This window comes from Streptomyces sp. NBC_00433, assembly GCA_036015235.1.
In the GTDB taxonomy this organism is placed as follows: domain Bacteria; phylum Actinomycetota; class Actinomycetes; order Streptomycetales; family Streptomycetaceae; genus Actinacidiphila.
Genome location: CP107926.1, coordinates 1,590,967 through 1,606,581 on the forward strand (window position 1 = coordinate 1,590,967; position 15,615 = coordinate 1,606,581).

14 protein-coding genes and 2 pseudogenes are annotated in these 15,615 nt (G+C 68.1%); 13 read left to right on the forward strand and 3 right to left on the reverse strand.

All coding sequences use genetic code 11. The annotated features are described in order from the left end of the window. The first annotated feature begins 454 nt into the window (after positions 1 to 454). Together OG900_06245 and OG900_06250 are read left to right on the forward strand one after the other, a co-directional pair. Positions 455 to 673: a winged helix-turn-helix domain-containing protein gene (locus OG900_06245; GenBank protein WUH89773.1), complete on the forward strand. Its 219-nt coding sequence runs from the start codon at positions 455 to 457 to the stop codon at positions 671 to 673. A gap of 201 nt (positions 674 to 874) precedes the next feature. Next, the gene (locus tag OG900_06250; protein WUH95635.1) at positions 875 to 1,468 is read left to right on the forward strand and encodes a cellulose binding domain-containing protein; all 594 of its coding nucleotides are present in this window, start codon (positions 875 to 877) and stop codon (positions 1,466 to 1,468) included. A 163-nt stretch (positions 1,469 to 1,631) separates the two neighbouring features. Here OG900_06250 and OG900_06255 read toward each other — a convergent pair whose 3' ends face one another. Beyond that, positions 1,632 to 3,191 carry a glycoside hydrolase family 43 protein gene (locus OG900_06255; GenBank protein WUH89774.1) on the reverse strand — a complete coding sequence of 520 codons (1,560 nt, stop codon included), beginning with the start codon at positions 3,189 to 3,191 and terminating at the stop codon, positions 1,632 to 1,634. 506 nt (positions 3,192 to 3,697) lie between these two features. Between OG900_06255 and OG900_06260 the strand changes: the two genes are divergently transcribed. The 8 genes and pseudogenes from OG900_06260 (at position 3,698) to OG900_06295 (ending at position 10,737) form a co-directional block, all read left to right on the forward strand. Further along, positions 3,698 to 4,747, forward strand: coding sequence for a pectinesterase family protein (locus OG900_06260; GenBank protein WUH89775.1), 1,050 nt, complete (start codon positions 3,698 to 3,700; stop codon positions 4,745 to 4,747). Positions 4,748 to 4,804: 57 nt separating this feature from the next. Then, positions 4,805 to 5,179, forward strand: coding sequence for a hypothetical protein (locus OG900_06265; protein ID WUH89776.1), 375 nt, complete (start codon positions 4,805 to 4,807; stop codon positions 5,177 to 5,179). A gap of 1,220 nt (positions 5,180 to 6,399) precedes the next feature. Next, positions 6,400 to 7,498, forward strand: a pseudogene (locus OG900_06270) (DNA polymerase III subunit alpha). Beyond that, positions 7,495 to 8,187 carry a hypothetical protein gene (locus OG900_06275; protein WUH89777.1) on the forward strand — a complete coding sequence of 231 codons (693 nt, stop codon included), beginning with the start codon at positions 7,495 to 7,497 and terminating at the stop codon, positions 8,185 to 8,187. The pseudogene OG900_06270 and the gene OG900_06275 overlap by 4 nt, the downstream one beginning before the upstream one ends. After that, positions 8,127 to 8,741: pseudogene (locus OG900_06280) on the forward strand (integrase). Before OG900_06275 ends, OG900_06280 begins: the two are co-directional and overlap by 61 nt. A 25-nt stretch (positions 8,742 to 8,766) precedes the next feature. Then, the gene (locus OG900_06285) at positions 8,767 to 9,366 is read left to right on the forward strand and encodes an ISAs1 family transposase (GenBank protein ID WUH89778.1); all 600 of its coding nucleotides are present in this window, start codon (positions 8,767 to 8,769) and stop codon (positions 9,364 to 9,366) included. A gap of 231 nt (positions 9,367 to 9,597) precedes the next feature. After that, a complete protein-coding gene (locus OG900_06290) occupies positions 9,598 to 9,738 on the forward strand; it encodes a hypothetical protein (GenBank protein ID WUH89779.1) in 141 nt (46 codons plus the stop codon). Positions 9,739 to 10,506: 768 nt separating this feature from the next. Beyond that, positions 10,507 to 10,737, forward strand: coding sequence for a transposase (locus OG900_06295; protein WUH89780.1), 231 nt, complete (start codon positions 10,507 to 10,509; stop codon positions 10,735 to 10,737). A gap of 98 nt (positions 10,738 to 10,835) precedes the next feature. Here the strand turns inward: OG900_06295 and OG900_06300 are convergent, their stop codons facing one another. After that, complete coding sequence (locus OG900_06300) at positions 10,836 to 11,774, reverse strand: NADP-dependent oxidoreductase (GenBank protein ID WUH89781.1); 939 nt, start codon at positions 11,772 to 11,774, stop codon at positions 10,836 to 10,838. Between the two features lie 103 nt (positions 11,775 to 11,877). Here OG900_06300 and OG900_06305 point away from each other — a divergent pair, with 103 nt between their 5' ends. Next, positions 11,878 to 12,444 (forward strand): TetR/AcrR family transcriptional regulator, encoded by a 567-nt coding sequence (locus OG900_06305; GenBank protein WUH89782.1) that lies wholly within the window; start codon positions 11,878 to 11,880, stop codon positions 12,442 to 12,444. Positions 12,445 to 12,820: 376 nt separating this feature from the next. Here OG900_06305 and OG900_06310 read toward each other — a convergent pair whose 3' ends face one another. Further along, on the reverse strand, positions 12,821 to 13,729 hold the full coding sequence (locus OG900_06310) for a hypothetical protein (GenBank protein WUH89783.1): 909 nt from the start codon (positions 13,727 to 13,729) through the stop codon (positions 12,821 to 12,823). A 500-nt stretch (positions 13,730 to 14,229) separates the two neighbouring features. On the opposite strand from OG900_06310, the gene OG900_06315 reads away from it, so the two are divergent. Beyond that, positions 14,230 to 14,997 (forward strand): transposase, encoded by a 768-nt coding sequence (locus tag OG900_06315; protein WUH89784.1) that lies wholly within the window; start codon positions 14,230 to 14,232, stop codon positions 14,995 to 14,997. Further along, the gene (locus OG900_06320) at positions 14,994 to 15,320 is read left to right on the forward strand and encodes a hypothetical protein (protein ID WUH89785.1); all 327 of its coding nucleotides are present in this window, start codon (positions 14,994 to 14,996) and stop codon (positions 15,318 to 15,320) included. The genes OG900_06315 and OG900_06320 overlap by 4 nt, the downstream gene beginning before the upstream one ends. The last annotated feature ends 295 nt before the right edge of the window (positions 15,321 to 15,615 follow it).

The window sequence follows — 15,615 nt, forward strand, 5'->3', positions numbered from 1 at the left end:
TCCTTGCTTGCCAGCGCATGTCGTCGAGCGAGGCGAGAGGGTCGTGAAAGACGTTCGGCACGATGCGGGCGAGGTTCTCGTTGAGTGCCTCGCGTCCAGCTCGCAAATCGTGCGGGCTGACCGCCGAACGGCAGCAGTTCCGCCAGGAGTTACGACTCAGAACGGCGGAGGGGTTCGCGGGCGGTGAGGCGAGCTCGGTGATCGCCCAGCGGTGGCGTGTGAGTGTCCGGTCGTTACAGCGGTGGGCGGCAGGCGTGGGACGAGGGCGGTCCGGGTTCTTTGCGGTCGCAGGGGCCGGCGTCGCTGCCGAGGCTGAGCGAAAAGCAGTTCGCCCAGTTGGAGGCGGAGCTGGCCAGGGGGCCGGCCGCGCAGCGCTGGGAGCACCCACGGTGGACGCTCTCCCGGGCCAAGACGGTAATCGGGCGGCGTTTCCACCTGACCTGCACGATCCAGCGTGCGCAAACTGCTGGTCCGTAACGGCTGGTCCTGCCCGGTACCGGCTCGACGCGCGATGGAGCGGGACGACGATGCCGTGGCCGGGTGGGTCACAGGAGGCCTGGCCCCGTGGGGAAGGCTAGCGGCGGCTTGTGGGGCCTGGCTGGTCCTTCGAGGACGAAGCCGGCTTCTCCATGACACCGCCTGTAGGGTGCCAAAACTGGCGCACGGCCGCTGACCAGGCTCTTTGCGGTTCCAGGTGATCATGGCATGCTCCGACTGTACGGCGTTGCGTGTGATCTGTCTGATCTTCGTCCGGCTGTTCGGACTGCTCCTGCTGCTGTCCCGCTCGGAGGATGACAACAACGTCGAGATCCTGGTGCTGCGCCATGAGGTCGCGGGTACTGCGTCGACAGCCCGGCACCCGGCCGCGCCTGACATGGCCGGACCGCGCCGTCCTCGCAGCATTGGCCCGACACCTACCGACCAGGCTGCGCCGTCACCGCCTCGCCACCCCCGGGCACCCTCATGTCCTGGCACCGCCGACTCCTGCGGCGGAAGCAGAAACAGGAGCCTCCCCGGACCGGACGCCCGCCGATCTCCGAGGAACTCACCGCACTCCTCCTGCGCCTGGCCAACGAGAATCCGACCCGGGGCTACACACCCGCATCCAGGGCGAACTGCGACGCCTCGCCCACCTACAGGCCCGACGGGCACCTGCGGGATCGGCTACCAGGTCACGGGAAGCTGGAGCGGCGGCTTCCAGGGCGAGATCGTCATCAACAACACCGGCAGCGCCGCACTCACCGGCTGGACCCCGGCCTTCACCTTCACCGCCGGCCAGACCATCACCCAGATGTGGGGCGGCACCCCCGCGCAGAACGGCAGCACCGTGACCGTGACGCCGGTGGACTACACCCGCACCATCCCCGCCGGCGCCTCCGTCAGTATCAGCTTCCTCGCCAACCAGGGCAGCACCAACCCCGCCCCGGCCACCTTCACACTCAACGGCGGCCCCTGCAGCACCGCCTGACCACCAGCCACCCGCGGCCACCCGCGGGCCAGCGGTGCTGCGCGGACGCCGACCCGGCACCCGCACAGCACCGCTACCCCCGGCGGAGATCGCACTGGAGCCTGCCGCACCGACTTGGGAGATGGTCACACCGGCCCGTATCTGCTGACCGCCGTCATCCGCGTCAGGCGTTGTCTGCTTCGCCGCGTTCGCTTGGAGGCGTGGCTGGCGTGCAGTCGTACCAGTCGAAGGCGACGCTGCCCTCGATGGTGTACATGCCGATCACTCGGCCGGTGAAGCCGGTGCTGAGCTGGGTCGAGAGGTAACGCCCGTCGAGCTCAGCCAGCAGCGTGTCGGTGCCGGCGACCGAGAAGGCAAGCGTGTCGGGCCCGCCGGCTTCCATGCCGAGCGGGCCGTGCTCCACCTCGTCCGAGGAGGTGACGGAAGGGGGCAGGACACCGGACGTGCGGATCTCGATGACCAGGGTGAGCGGTCCGGGCGGTACCGGGCACTGGGCCACGGTCTGCCGCAGCGGTCCGATCCGGGCGACAACCCTCGCCTGCCCGCCGCTCACCTCCAGTTCGTAGTGGTGGGCCTCGTCCATGCGCACGCACAGTCCGCCCCGGCCCTCTCCCGGGTCGATGTGGGCGGAGATCCGGCAGTCCAGGTGCTGCTGACGGCGTCCGACGAACGTGCAGCCGGGACGGTCGAGGCTCCGCCCGGTCGCGTGGAGCGTCAGCCACCCGGGCCGTTCGTCGAGGGACACCGACGTGGCCGCACGGCTGCGCACGGAGATCCAGCTCGGCGCCAGCGCCGGGGTGTCGAAGTCGTCCCTCGTGGGTTCGGGCGCCGGCGGATGCCAGGCCGCGGGGGCCGGATGCCGGAGCTGGACCGGGCCGACGACGGGCCAGCCGTTTTCCCACCGCACCGGCGCCAGGAACATCTCCCGCCCCATGACGTGGAATCGGGGGAAGGCCCCGCGGGGACGCGTGCCCAGCATGGCCAGCCACCAGGTGCCGTCTGCGGCCTGGACGAGATCGGCGTGGCCGGTGCTCTGGATCGGCAGGTCGGTGCTGCGATGGCTCAGGAAGGGGTTCGACGGGCACGGTTCGAACGGCCCGCGGACCGAGCGGCCACGGGCGATGGAGACGGCATGCCCGTCGCCCGTACCCCCCTCGGAGACCAGCAGGTACCACCAGCCGTCGATTCGGTAGAGATGCGGCGCCTCCGGATACTGCCCCCCGGATCCGGACCACATCGGCCAGGGGCCCTCCAGCACCGCGCCGGTCGAGGGGTCGATGCGGGCCATCCGGACACCGGAGAACACACACCAGCACACGCCCTCCTCGTCCCAGACCAGGTCGGGGTCAACACCTGGCAAATCACAAGGGACGGGATCGGACCACGGACCCTCCGGCCGCTCGCTGGTGAAGATCAGATGCCCGGCGGGAACTCCGCCGGCACCCACCCGTGTCGTGATCACATGGAACAGACCGTCATGATGCCGGATCGTCGGCGCGTAGATACCACGGGAGGACGGTGTGTGATCCGGCAGGTCCAGCTGGCCCGCCCGGTCCAGCACGTTGCCGATCTGGCGCCAGTGGACCAGGTCGCGGCTGTGGGACACAGGTAGTCCCGGGAAATACTCAAAACTCGAACTCACAGCGTAGTAGTCATCGCCGACCCGGCACACGCTCGGGTCGGGATAGAAACCGCTGATCACCGGATTGTCGTACATCTGCATCTGGAGCAGTCTCTCTCAGGGTCAGTCACCCGGCACCCGACGGGCGCCGGTGGCGCGATGCTCGCGCGCCTCGGACCGTGACGCAATGGCGGGTTGCCGATCAGTTTGAATCCGCCGCTGGTTGCGGTTGCCGTTGCGGTCCCAGATGACAACCGCGGTGCCGGGGCTTGCGGGGGGCGTCTGGTCCAGCGGTCCGAACCATTCGAGAGGTTCGCGCAGCAGTGTCCGTACCGGGCTTCGAGCCGACGACCTCCCGGTGGCCACGTCCTCGGCCACACTGGTCGAGCTGGTCCACCCGCGGATCGACCGCCCGGCTCCGGGATCGAAGCGCTTCGACAATCTACGGCCCGATGTCTTGTCAGTAGCGGGAGTTGGTCCTAACTTCGTTACGTGAAGCGCTTCTGTCTGTGTCGGGTCTCGCGTTCGCACCGCGGTACGGCAGTAGTGAATGTCAGCGCTCACGTAATGCGTTCATCGTCCCTCACCCCACCCCTGAGGACGGTTAGATGCTCTCCCTGTCCCGCGGGCCGGCCCTGACCTCGGCGCTGGCCGGCGTGCTGTGCGCCGCCGGCCTCGCCGCCACTCCCGCGCACGCCGCCGCCGGCGTCACGCTCACCGTCGCTCACACCGGGGCGCAGTTCTCCACCATCCAGTCCGCGGTCAATGCGGTGCCCGACAACTCGGCGACCTTGTACACGATCTCGGTCGCCGCCGGCACCTACGCCGAGTACCTCACCGTCCCCGCCGCCAAGCTGCACCTGACCCTGGCCGGCGCCACCGGCAACCCCGCCGACGTGCGGATCGACGGCTCCCGCTACAACGGCCTGGCCAAGCCCGGCGGCGGGACGTACGGCACCGAGGGTTCGGCGACCGTCCACGTGAAAGCCGACGGCTTCACCGCGCAGCACGTCACCTTCCGCAATCTGTTCAGTCGGCAGGCCAACCCCTCGGTGACCGGCACCCAGGCCGTGGCGCTGGCCATGGAGGGTGACCGGCAGACGTACCTGGACTGCGACTTCTCCGGCCACCAGGACACCCTGCTGTCCTGGAACTCCACCGCGGGCAACAGCCTGCGGCAGTACGTCCGCGGCGGTCAGATCGACGGCGACGTCGACTTCATCTTCGGCAACGGAACCCTGGTCGTGGACCGCTCACACATCAACCTGCTCAGCGACGACGGCTTCACCAGCGGATACCTGGCCGCGCCCGCGACCTACGGCAGCAACCAGTACGGCATCCTGCTCACCGGCGACACCGTGACCAGCACCTTCGCCGCCGGGCGCCTCTACCTGGGCCGCGCCTGGAAGCCCTCGGGCGACAACGTTCCGCAGATGGTCGTCCGCCAGACCGCACTGCCCGCAGCGATCAGGACCACCGGTCCGTGGACCGGGATCTCCGGCGCCACCTGGACGCCGGGCCGCTACGGCGAATACGCCAACACCGGCCCGGGCGCGACCGTCAACTCCGCCCGCCCGCAACTGTCCGCCGCGAACGCCGCCGCCTACACCGCAGCCGCCTACCTCGCCGGCAGCGACGGCTGGAACCCGGCGCAGTAACCGCCCGCAAAAGCCTGGTTCCACGCCGCGGCCGCCGGGCGCGGCTACGACCAGGCCGTGCGCGACCAGGTCTGGGAGACCGTCGAAGCCTTCGGGGCCTACGGATTCTGCCGCGCCCACGCTGTCGCGGTGCCCGCTCTTTCTCTGAACTACACAGTGACCGCCCTGTTCGCTCCTGGTCAGATCCGTAAAATGCTGTCAACTGGCGTTCACGAGTGTCGCCTGGGTGCCATGGTGGTCTCAGAATTATTCATGAGCACCACGCGGAAAAAGAACCCGGAGCCAAACCCCGAACGACAGTCGATTGCCGTGAACTCAACAAGCGAAACATGGGAACGAAGCGGGCTCCGAGTCGGGCTTGCTTTGGTGTCGGCGGCGGTCGGGGGTGCGGCCAAAGCAGTTGTCGATCACTTCCTTAAAGACAGTCAGTGAACGCCGCCAGGGGGGATGGTGACAGGAATAAACCTGAGCCTGATTGCGCTGCCAACTGAATCGGAGGTCCCACCAGGGCCTCACCGTCAACTATTGATAGCCTTGCACGATCTTTATCGGCTAGCTGGATTTCCGAGCACCCGTGAGATCAGCAGGGTGATCGCCCGATCCGAGTTCGCTCGGGACTCCATGTCGCATCAGACCGTCGCCAATATTTTGACCGGCCGCCGTGTTCCGCGATGGCTTAAAGTGGAGGCGTTAGTAGACGGGTTCCTTACTCTCGCGAGACGCGAGACAACACCGTCCGAGATTGACCGCTTCCGGCGACTCTGGGAGTCGACGCACTTTTCCCTGGGGGAACATCCTGCGTCGATCCCTGAGCCTCCGCCCCATCGGGTCCCCCCAGCAGAGACGAGCCAAGAGACTGGCAGCAGTGAGCCGGTAGAACCCAGTTCGTCGAATTCCGAGGCAGCCCCGGGAGAGGGGCAGGTACTACTGGACGCGCCGGTCCATGATGGGAATGCACGTCAAACTATAATTGAACCGGCTAGATGGAACGGTCCCGAGATGTTCGATGTCTCCTTCCTTCCTGGGTTGTATAGCGTCCGAGTGAACCTTCGACACCCCATGGGGAATGAAATTTGGGAGATCATGGACAAAATGCCTACGGAGGCGGGAAAGACTCTATCCCTCCTTCTGATCTCCTGGGCTTACATGGAAGATGAACTGCCTTCGGAGCGGGCCAGGGAAAGAATCAAGAGTGCCCGAATCGATTGGAGTCGGTATGCGCGCCTGTTTGTGGAGCAGCTTCGCAGGTAGCACACCTAATCATCGCTTCTCATCTGCGTCGATGGCGCGAGCGGCAATCTGAGAAAAAATGGGGATTCCTATAAAGGTCGGGCCATTTATGCGCTCTCGGTGTGCCTCGATATGGGCGAGTTTCTCTAGTACGCCGCGACCTGGCGGTGGGCCATGACCGCTGCGGTCCGGGCCCACCCCGACGGCGCCCCGATCACCGCCGACGCCCGGCGCCGCGCCGGCCGCGCCCGCCACCAAGCCGCTCCGTGCGACACCCATCACGGACCGGCCGCCGCACCGGCCGCACCCGATTCGGCAGCGTCTGCGCCGGCGGCCGCGCCCAACAGGACACCGCACCTGGTGGCGCACCGTGTGGATTGGCCTCCAGATCGACGGCATCCCCGTGCGGGTCTGGCACGCCGCAGTCGGCGTATCTCAAGAGCCGGTATCCGGCGGCGCTGCTGGCCGGGCTGCTGGAGCACGACCCGGGGATGTGGCCCAAGCGGGTGGTCATCGCGGACTTCCGGCGCCACGGCGTGCCGGTACTGCCCGTCGACGTCAACCGCTCCGCCGCGCGGTACCGGGTGGAGACGGTCAACGACACGTTCGGGGTGCGCCTGGCGCTGGCCGGGTGGCGCGGCATCACCGACCAGGAGGCGGCGCGGATCGAGGCCGGCCGGCCCTACCAGTCGCTGTCGGACTTCTGGCAGCGCGCCCGACCCTCGCGCCCGCTGGCCGAACGCCTCGCGGAGATCGGCGCGTTGACCGGCCTGCACGAGGCCGCGACGACCCGGCGCGACCTGCTGCTGCAGATCAACGAGCTGCACCGGCAGTCCCGGACCCGCAGTGCCCGGCCCGGCCAGGTGCCGATCGCCGACGGGCCCGTCGGCGGCGGCGAGCCGTCCGGGCTGCCGGAGATGACCGGCCGGGAGATCCTCGGCGCCCAACTGTCCGCCCTCGGCGTGGACGTCGACCAGCACCTGATGGTCCACCACCACCGCCTGCTGCGCGAGATCGGCGCCACCGACGCCGCCCACCTGGCCCGGATGCGGCCCGGGCAGCAGGTCCTCGTCGCAGGCGTGCGCTCTGCCACCCAGACCCCGCCGATCCCCTCGGGGAAGAGGGTGATCTTCCTGACCCCTCGAAGACGGCTCGGGCCTGGTCGACGTCGCCTTGTTCGAGGACTCCCACGAGCAGGTCGCGCACACCGTCTTCCACAGCGGGCTGCTGCTGGTGCGCGGCACCGTCCAGGCCCGCGGCACCCGCCGCACCGTCGTAGGCACGATGGCCTGGAACCTAGAGGAGATCGCCGCCGCCCGCCGCGACCACGGCCCCCAGGCCGCGCTCGACCTGCTCGGTGCCGGCCGGCCGACACCCACCCCGCCCCAGCCCGGCGGCCGCACCCTTGCCAATGGCACCGCCGGCGCCGAACTCCACCCCTACGCCGACCTCCGCCCCGCCGGGACCCGCTCCGCGGACCTCCAGCGCCTCGCCCACCGCTCACCGGGCAATGCCGGATGAGCAGCCGGCAGCACATCGCGCATCTCCACCTGCACGGCGACCTGACCGAGGAACGCTACGCACACGTCCTGGACCTGCTGGCCGGCATCACCCCCACCGTCCACGCGGTCCCACCCGACGCCGTCCAGTGCGACCTGATCGGAGCGGTCCGGTTCTTCGGCAAGGACGCCTTCGCGATCCTGCAGATGGCCCGGATGCGCATCGCCGCCCACATCGACAACATCCAGACCAGCGCGGGCCTCGGCCCCAACCGCATGATCGCCGCCATGGCCGCCGCCGCAGCACCGCCCGGACAGGCCGTCCACGTGGCCGGCGGCCCGGAGAAGGCCACGCTGTGGCTGCGCCCCCGCCCTATCGCCGCGCTGCCCGGCGTCGGCAAGGCCACCTTCAATGTCTTGGACCGGTACGGCGTGCGCACCATCGGCCAGATCGCCGACCTGCCCCCCGCCACACTCCAGCGCATCCTCGCAGCGGCACCGGCACGGCTGCTCGCCGAACGGGCCGCGGACACGACCCCCGCCCGGCCACCGCGACCGAACCCTGCGGGTGCCGATAATTCATCCGCGCAGATCACAGTATTGATCGCCTGCCTGCCTTCCCCGGGGCATGAGCGGCATCATGATCTGTCGTGCTGCTACGCCTGGCCTACCTCACCGCGACCAACGCCTTCGCGTTCCGGCGCCTGCTGACGGTGAGCGACCGTGACAAGGACATCGAGATTCTTACGCTCCGACACCAACTCCTCGTCCTGCAACGCCAGGTCAGCAAACCTGCCTTCACCGACACCGACCGCGCCGTCCTCGCCGGCCTGCTCCACCACCTGCCCAAAGACAAGCTGCGCCATCTACAGCTGCTGGTACACCCCGACACGATCCTGCGCCGGCACCGCAACCTCCTCAAACGGCAGCATGCCGCGACCTGCGTACCGAGGCATCGCGGACACCCGCCCGCAGCCCGCTCGATCCGCGCCCTGGTCCTGCGCCTCGCCCGCGAGGACTCCTCGTGGGGATATCGCCGCATCCACGGCGAACTCACCGCCCTCGGAATCAAGGTCGCGGCCTCCACCGTCCGGGAAATCCTCAAAGAACAGGGCATCCCACCCGCTCCCGAACGCCAGAACACCACGTGGGCCGACTTCCTGCGCAGCCAGGCAGGCTCCCTGCTCTCCTGCGACTTCTTCGAAACTCGCACGCTGACCGGAGCACACCTGTACGTCTTCGCAGTCATCGAGCACTCCACCCGGCTCGGCGCCGCGGTGGGCGATCGCGGTGGACGGCAAGGCTCTGTCCGGCTCCGCGCACCGCCAGCAGCGCCACCGGCACCTGCTGTCCGCTGTCACCCACGCCCCCGCCGTCACCCTGGCCCAGCGTGAGGTGGGGGCCAAGACCAACGAGACGGCCGCCTTCCGCCCGCTGCTGGAACCACTCGAACTGGCCGGCACCGTGGTCACCTTCGACGCCCCGCACAGCGTCAAGGACCAGGTGCGCTGGCTGGTGCAGGAGAAGAAGGCCCACTACATCGCGGTGATCAAGGGCAATCAGCCGACCGCGTCGGCGCAGCTCAAGACGCTGCCGTGGGAGAAGGTGCCCGTGGCGCACACCGTCTCCCACGCCGGGCACGGGCGGCGGGAGTCCCGCTCGCTCAAGACCAGGGCCATCGCGGCAAACCTGGGCGGGATCGCCATCCCCGAAGCACGGCTGGCGCTACGCATCCCCCGGCGCCGACAGGAGTCCGGCAAGCGACAGACCCGGGAGACCGTCTACGCCGTCACCAGCCTCGACACCCACCAGGCCAGCCCTGCCGACCTGGGCGGATACGTGCGCTGGCACTGGGGAATCGAAAATTCAAGCCACCACGTCAGAATGTGACCTTCGCCGAGGACACCTCCACCGTCCACACCGGCAGCGCGCCGCGGGCGATGGCCTCCTTGCGGAACCTGGCCATCGGCAGGCTACGACTGTTGGGAGCGATAACATCGCCAAGACCACCCGAGCGATCCGGAACGCACCCGAACACGCCCTCTGGATCTGGGGCACCACCGGCAACCCACCCCTACCCGGAACTTGAATCCGCCCTGCCGTCAGAGACCACAAGATCGCGTGACGAGACCCGTCATGGCGTGGCGGGGGGCGGGGACGGACAACCTGATCTGGTGGTCCCAGTTCAACGGGACCTCCTGGTCCGCCCAACAGGCACTGACCGACCGTCGCACCGACGGATCGCCGGCCATGGGTTACTGACCGGTGTCGCCCTCTGCAGGCCGGTCGAGGGAAGCAACTGCCAAAGCGCTGGGGCGGTCTGCCGAGGTCGGCAGCATGCTCACCTCGGCGAGGGATAGCGCAACACCTGTTGCACCCGATAACGTCCTCGGTACTGCTGCTGAGCTGCGCCGATTCACCTTAGAGCCTTGGGCAACACCGACCGGCCCCAAAGAAGCTCGCACTCGACGGCGACGTCGCCTTCGATGGCGAGCTGATCGTGTGGGACAACAACCGGCTGGCGTTCGAACGGCTCCAAGGCCGGCTCAACCGTTCAGCCACGGCAACGTCGCAGCTAGCCGAACAGTGGCCCGCCCACTTCGTGCCTTCGATCTCTTGCGCCGCGGCGTCGACCTCACCAGGCAGCCCTACACCGCCCGCCGCGCAGCCCTGGTACAGCTCTTCGCAGAACAGAGCCTGGGTCCGCGCCTGGCGCTGTGTCCCTCAACCACCTATCCGGCGACCGCCGCCGAATGGCTGACGTGGTCCTCGGTCGGTATGGAAGGCCTGGTCTTCAAATCCCTTCGGCAACCGTATCTGGGTGGCAGGCGGGGATGGCGGAAGTACCGCTCGCGGGCGAGTGCAGAGGCGGTGTTCCCTGTCAAGTTCTTGTGTTCAACTCTGCAGGATGCAGCTGGTGAGTCGCGCACTGCCCAACGGAGGTGGTGCGTGTGTGCCAGCCAAGGGTGACTCCTGAACCGAGGAAGGTTCGGGGAGGCCAAGATCGGATAGCCCCCTGCCAATGCCGTGGTGCTCTGGACCACGCGGTACATCGACGCCGCCGTCGCCCAGCTCTGTGCCGAGGGCGACGAGATCCCGGGCGAGGACGTGGCCCGGCTCTCCCCGCTCAAGCACAAGAATTTGAACGTCCTGGGCCGCTACAGCTTCACCGCCTCCACCCCGGCCGGCGGCGGCCTGCGGCCGCTGCGCGACCCGGACGCAGCCGGGCTCGACGAGGACGACGAGGACGACGAGGAGTAGGCGGCGTCAGCCGGCCCAGCCTGCCCGGCGGGGGCAGTGTCGGCCGGAGGAAATAGGAGGGTGCTACCAGTAGAGCGCTCAGTCGTTTCGGTCTTGGTCTAACTGGTATGGGTCATGTCGAGGACGATCTTTCCCCGTCGGGGCGGTCGTGCGGCTGTCTCGTGTGCCTGTGCTGCCTGATGGGCCGGGTAGGTGTCCCGGACTGGAACACGGAAGCGGCCCCGGTCGGCGAGTGCTGTGGCTGACGTGAGTCCGTGGACGCCGTCGGGCTGGCCGCCGATGCGGCCCATGGACAGCCGAACTCCGTAGGTTGAAGCCTTGAAGTCGGCCAGTGTGACGACGCTGTCCGCGGTACCGGTCAGTTCGATCAGTTCACTCAGCGATCCGGCCCCCGCGACGTCGAGTGCCCGGTCGACCGGAGCGGCGGTCAGCGCGCGGATCCGGGCGGGCAGACTGTGCCCGTAGTCCACTGGTTCCACCCCCAGTTCCCTGAGGAACGGGTGGCTGTCGGGGCGTGCGGTGCCGATCACGCGGGCGCCGCGTGCCACCGCAAGCTGCACGGCAATGCTGCCGACGCCGCCGGCCGCACCGTCGACCAGCAGTGTCGTGTTCTCCTTGATGTCGAGCAGGTCCAGGGCGCGGGTTGCGGTCTCGATGCCAGTGCCCGCCGCGCCGGCTTCGGCCCACGTCATGCCGTGTGGTTTATGCGCCCAGAAGTCCAGGACCGCGTACTGCGCGCTCGCGCCGCCCAGCCGTGCGACGTCGACCGCGCCGAAGACCTCGTCACCGACGGCGTAGTCCATTACCCCGGCGCCGATCTCGTCGATCACTCCGGCGGCATCGACGCCGGGAATGTGCGGCAGGTCGAGGTTCTTGCTCATGGGGGACGAGCCGGCGCGCAGTCCGAGGTCGACGGGTGAGACGGCCGCGGTCCTGACGGCGATCCGCACCTGGTGAGGACCGGGGTGCGGCTCGGGCGCGGGGCCCAGGGTCAGGACCTCGGGCGGGCCGAACCGCTGGAACTGCACAGCAAACATGATCACCTCTCCCGCCCGGAGTCTCCGGGCGCTTCGATGAGGTAAACATCTTTCCGGAGCACCTGTTCCACTTCGGGAGCAACTGAGAGGGACGCGGAGAAAAGTGACTCGGAAAGTCAGGGCCGACGCGACCGACAACCATGCACACATCGTTGCGACCGCCCGTCAGGCCATCGCCGCGGAGGGTGTGGACCTTCCCATGCGCGAGATCGCGCGGCGTGCCGGCCTGGGCATCGCGACGCTGTACCGGCACTTCCCCACCCGCACGGAATTGGTCAGCGCGGCCCTTGCCGGGGACGTGGCGGCCTGCCGGGCTGACATGCAGGCCGCACTGGCGGAGCCGGACGCCTGGACCGCGCTCAGCGGAGTCATCCGCCAGTTCGCGGAACACCAGATCCGGGCCCCCGGCCTCAATGAGGCCCTGCTGGGCTCACACACGGCAGGCGACGCGTTCCACAACGACCGGCGGGCCCACGCCGCAGCACTGGAACAACTCGTCGCCCGCGCACACCAGCAGCGGGTCCTGCGGCGAAAGACCTCCGTCACAGACGTCCGCGTATGCCTGATGGCGATCTCCTCGCTGCGCCCCACGCAGGCCAATCGACGGCCCGATGCGATCCGCACCTTGCTGGGTCTGCTTTTGACGGGACTGCACTCGCCCGATCACTGAACTGCCGAGGGCTCAGGCCGCGCCGCGCCCCTGCCCTCCACCGTAAGCGGCCATCGGTCGAGGGCATAAGTCGGCTTCGGTAGGAACACCGGAACGAAAACCGGCGCTACCTGGCAGCCTCGGGCCATGGGCGTCACGCACGGTCATTCTCACAAATGTTCCGGCGCCGAGGCCCGGCAGAGTCCGGTGGCGGGCGGAGCCGGGCAGCAGGCTCACGCAGACCCGACCTCGCCCGGCATGGCCGGCGGGCCAGATCACGGTCCGGTCGTCAACTCCTTGGACCCTGGGCTCGCCGTGCGGGGGGGGGCCGATCCGGTCCCTGGCCGGCGTACGGGTTCGCTCATGGGCTGCTGCAGCACTACTTCGTTCTGCGCGTCTACCGTCGCCCGTGCGCACTGCGGAGTTTCCCGTATCGGACGACAGCTTGCGGGCTGGCTGTGCGCACCCACAGCGGCGCTCCGATGAGAATCTGGCCTGCTCCCTCGCAGGGGTCGCCTCGAAGGTCCCAACGCTGCGGATCCACCCGGACATGGGTATAAATATGGGCCAGCCATTCGGCTTGTTCGGCCCGCCCGAGAGAATACCCCCTGGCCCATGGGCGGCTCTCATGGTCTGTTTCCGAATCCGTTCCTTGCGCAACAGCGATTTTCAGGATTTCGAGCGACCGGGATTCTTCATCGTCCCACTGCGATGTGTTCCGGGTGCCCCTGCTCTCAAGTAGTTCAGCGACGGCATACCAAGCGGACGAGTACCAGCCCGTATCGATGGCATCCGATCGCCGAAATCCGGCCAGATTGTCCAGGCTCCCGAAGAGGATCAGGTCGACCCGCTCCCCACTCGTGCTACTTGTGGCGATGTGGAGCATGACGCCCTTGTCCGCCTGGGGCCCTCCCAGGAATCGCGCGAAGTCCACCCTCCCCACCCCCTGGGCGAAGTGAGCGGGAGGAGGAGATTCAAAGGCAACATTTGCCTGATGGATGACCGCACGCATCACCTTGCGGGCGATCTCCCGCCGGTCGTGGTCCTGGCCACCCGTCGGGGAGAACTCCATCTGGGGCGCCGGAATGCCGGCGATCGTTCCCGGGGTCTTCACCGATGTGGGATACCAGGACCGGGTGAGGGAGATTCCGTTGTCTTCGGCCAGTTCTCGGACCGAGCGGTCGGACCAGTACAGGTACCGTGCGAGATCGTTCCTCTGCCGGCGGAGACCTCTCGCGAGAGGAAACCGGAGGGAGATGTGCCCAAAGATCGCCAGGAAGAAACGTAGGATGACGAAAAAAGCCATAGCGATATCCTTTCACCGAAGAAACAGGTGAGGGCGGAACAGCATGCTGCTCAGCCCGGTCAATAACGACGACGGGACCGAGCTTCATGCCGACGCTGAAGACTCAGGCGGTGCTCAAGGCTGCTTGGCTCAGCCTTCTCCTGCTGGCGGTACAGGTACTGCGTTCGCCGCCCTCCTATAGAGGGCCAGAAGGCGATCCACTGTCGGGCACGAACCGGAGTACGTCGGCCGTACTCCGTATGCCTGACCGCGTGGCGGTGTTTTTTCCGAGCGAGGGTTGCTCTCCCCCGGCGGGTGACGTAGAGGCTACCTCCTGCCACGGAGTTCGCCAACCTGCCCTGAACGTCGCGTAGTTCCGCGCCAGTCCAGCTCGCTGCCGTATATCCGCAGTGAGCCTTTTCCAACCTGCTGACGTGGCTGCGCACTTGGGGTGACAACGAAGCGAAGCCCCTGGTAGATGGGTTGTCGACCAAGAGAACCGTGTCCACCAGAGGCTTCGCATGCTTGTCTACCCGTCCGGCGTGGACGTGTCCAGTTCCGCCCTCCGCTTCCTTGCAGATCAGTTGCGGCGGCACCGCCGTGCCATCAACTCCCGCTGGCGACGGCTGACCGCCGGCCGCCAAGCCCTTCTCACCCTCGCCCACCTGCGCGTCGGACACACCTACGCCCAGCTCGCCACCGGGTTCGGCGTGGGGACCACGACGGCATACCGCTATGTCGCCGAGGCCGTCGACCTCCTGGCCGTCCTCGCTCCCACCCTGGCCGATGCCGTCCGCACCGCCTCGACGAAGGCGTTCGTGCTCCTGGACGGCACGCTCCTGCCGATCGACCGCACCGCCGCGGACCGGCCCTTCTACTCCGGGAAACACAAGAAACACGGCATGAACGTGCAGGTCCTCACCGATCCGTTCGGCCGACTGCTATGGGCCTCGCCGGCCCTGCCCGGAGCCGTCCACGACATCCGAGCGGCCCGCGAGCACGGCATCATCGACGCCCTCGATCGGGCCCACGTCACCTGCTGGGCCGACAAGGGCTACCGCGGCGCCGGCGGCACGGTCCGCATCCCGTACTGGGGGCGATGGGAGACACTCTCCCCGGGACAGAAGGCGGTGAACCGCTCCCACGCGAAGATCCGTGCCCTCGTCGAGCAGGCCATGGCGACCCTCAAGAGCTGGCGGCTCCTGCGCAAACTCCGGTGCTCCACCACCCGGATCACCGCCCTCATCCAGGCCGTCCTCGCCCTGCATCTGGCCAGCTCAGACCGATGATGGAAAAGGCTCAGTGGCGCGGCTTCGGCCTGGGGCCAGCGCCGAGCGGCTCGGCGATCCACCGGCTGTCCGGCGGTTGCGCCGCCGTTGCCGTCCAACCCTGGCCCGCGAAGGGCAGCGTACCCACCGAAGCAGACCACCAGGCCGGCTTCGCCCGGCTCGCGGAGACGTTCGGCCGCCTGGGCTTCGAGCACTATCAGGACGATGCGCTCGTCCTGGGCCTGTCCCTGCAGGAGGCCGAGGATCCGCTGCGGGTCGGGTTGGCGAACGCCGCAGCCCTGGGTGGGCACTACCAGGAGCATCGCCGCTCGCTCGGCGCCTGACCCGTGATCATCGGGTGCCGCAGTCTCCAGCCAGTCCCGTAGAGCCAGTTGCGGGCGCGCCACCAGCCTGCCGACCGTCCCGCGAGGCTGCTCGGGCGAGAGATAACACGGAAAACACCGTCAGGCAAAATGCGTTTTCTCAGCATCATGGAATTCACACCGCCCCGCACTGTCCGCCGACGAAAGGACCCGTCCCGAGCCTCCACTTTGTTCCCACAACACCGCCGCGAAATACCGCCAGTGAGCCCAGGCGCAGCCCGTGGACGCCAGGTGCACAGCCACGGCCACGCCGATT

Bases quoted from the DNA above. Each gene is read 5' to 3' on its own strand.
- OG900_06310 (WUH89783.1), bottom strand. From the start codon at position 13,729: ATGGCTTTTTTCGTCATCCTACGTTTCTTCCTGGCGATCTTTGGGCAC.
- OG900_06250 (WUH95635.1), top strand. From the start codon at position 875: ATGGCCGGACCGCGCCGTCCTCGCAGCATTGGCCCGACACCTACCGAC.
- OG900_06255 (WUH89774.1), bottom strand. From the start codon at position 3,191: ATGCAGATGTACGACAATCCGGTGATCAGCGGTTTCTATCCCGACCCG.
- OG900_06315 (WUH89784.1), top strand. From the start codon at position 14,230: ATGCTTGTCTACCCGTCCGGCGTGGACGTGTCCAGTTCCGCCCTCCGC.
- OG900_06260 (WUH89775.1), top strand. From the start codon at position 3,698: ATGCTCTCCCTGTCCCGCGGGCCGGCCCTGACCTCGGCGCTGGCCGGC.
- OG900_06300 (WUH89781.1), bottom strand. From the start codon at position 11,774: ATGTTTGCTGTGCAGTTCCAGCGGTTCGGCCCGCCCGAGGTCCTGACC.
- OG900_06320 (WUH89785.1), top strand. From the start codon at position 14,994: ATGATGGAAAAGGCTCAGTGGCGCGGCTTCGGCCTGGGGCCAGCGCCG.
- OG900_06275 (WUH89777.1), top strand. From the start codon at position 7,495: ATGAGCAGCCGGCAGCACATCGCGCATCTCCACCTGCACGGCGACCTG.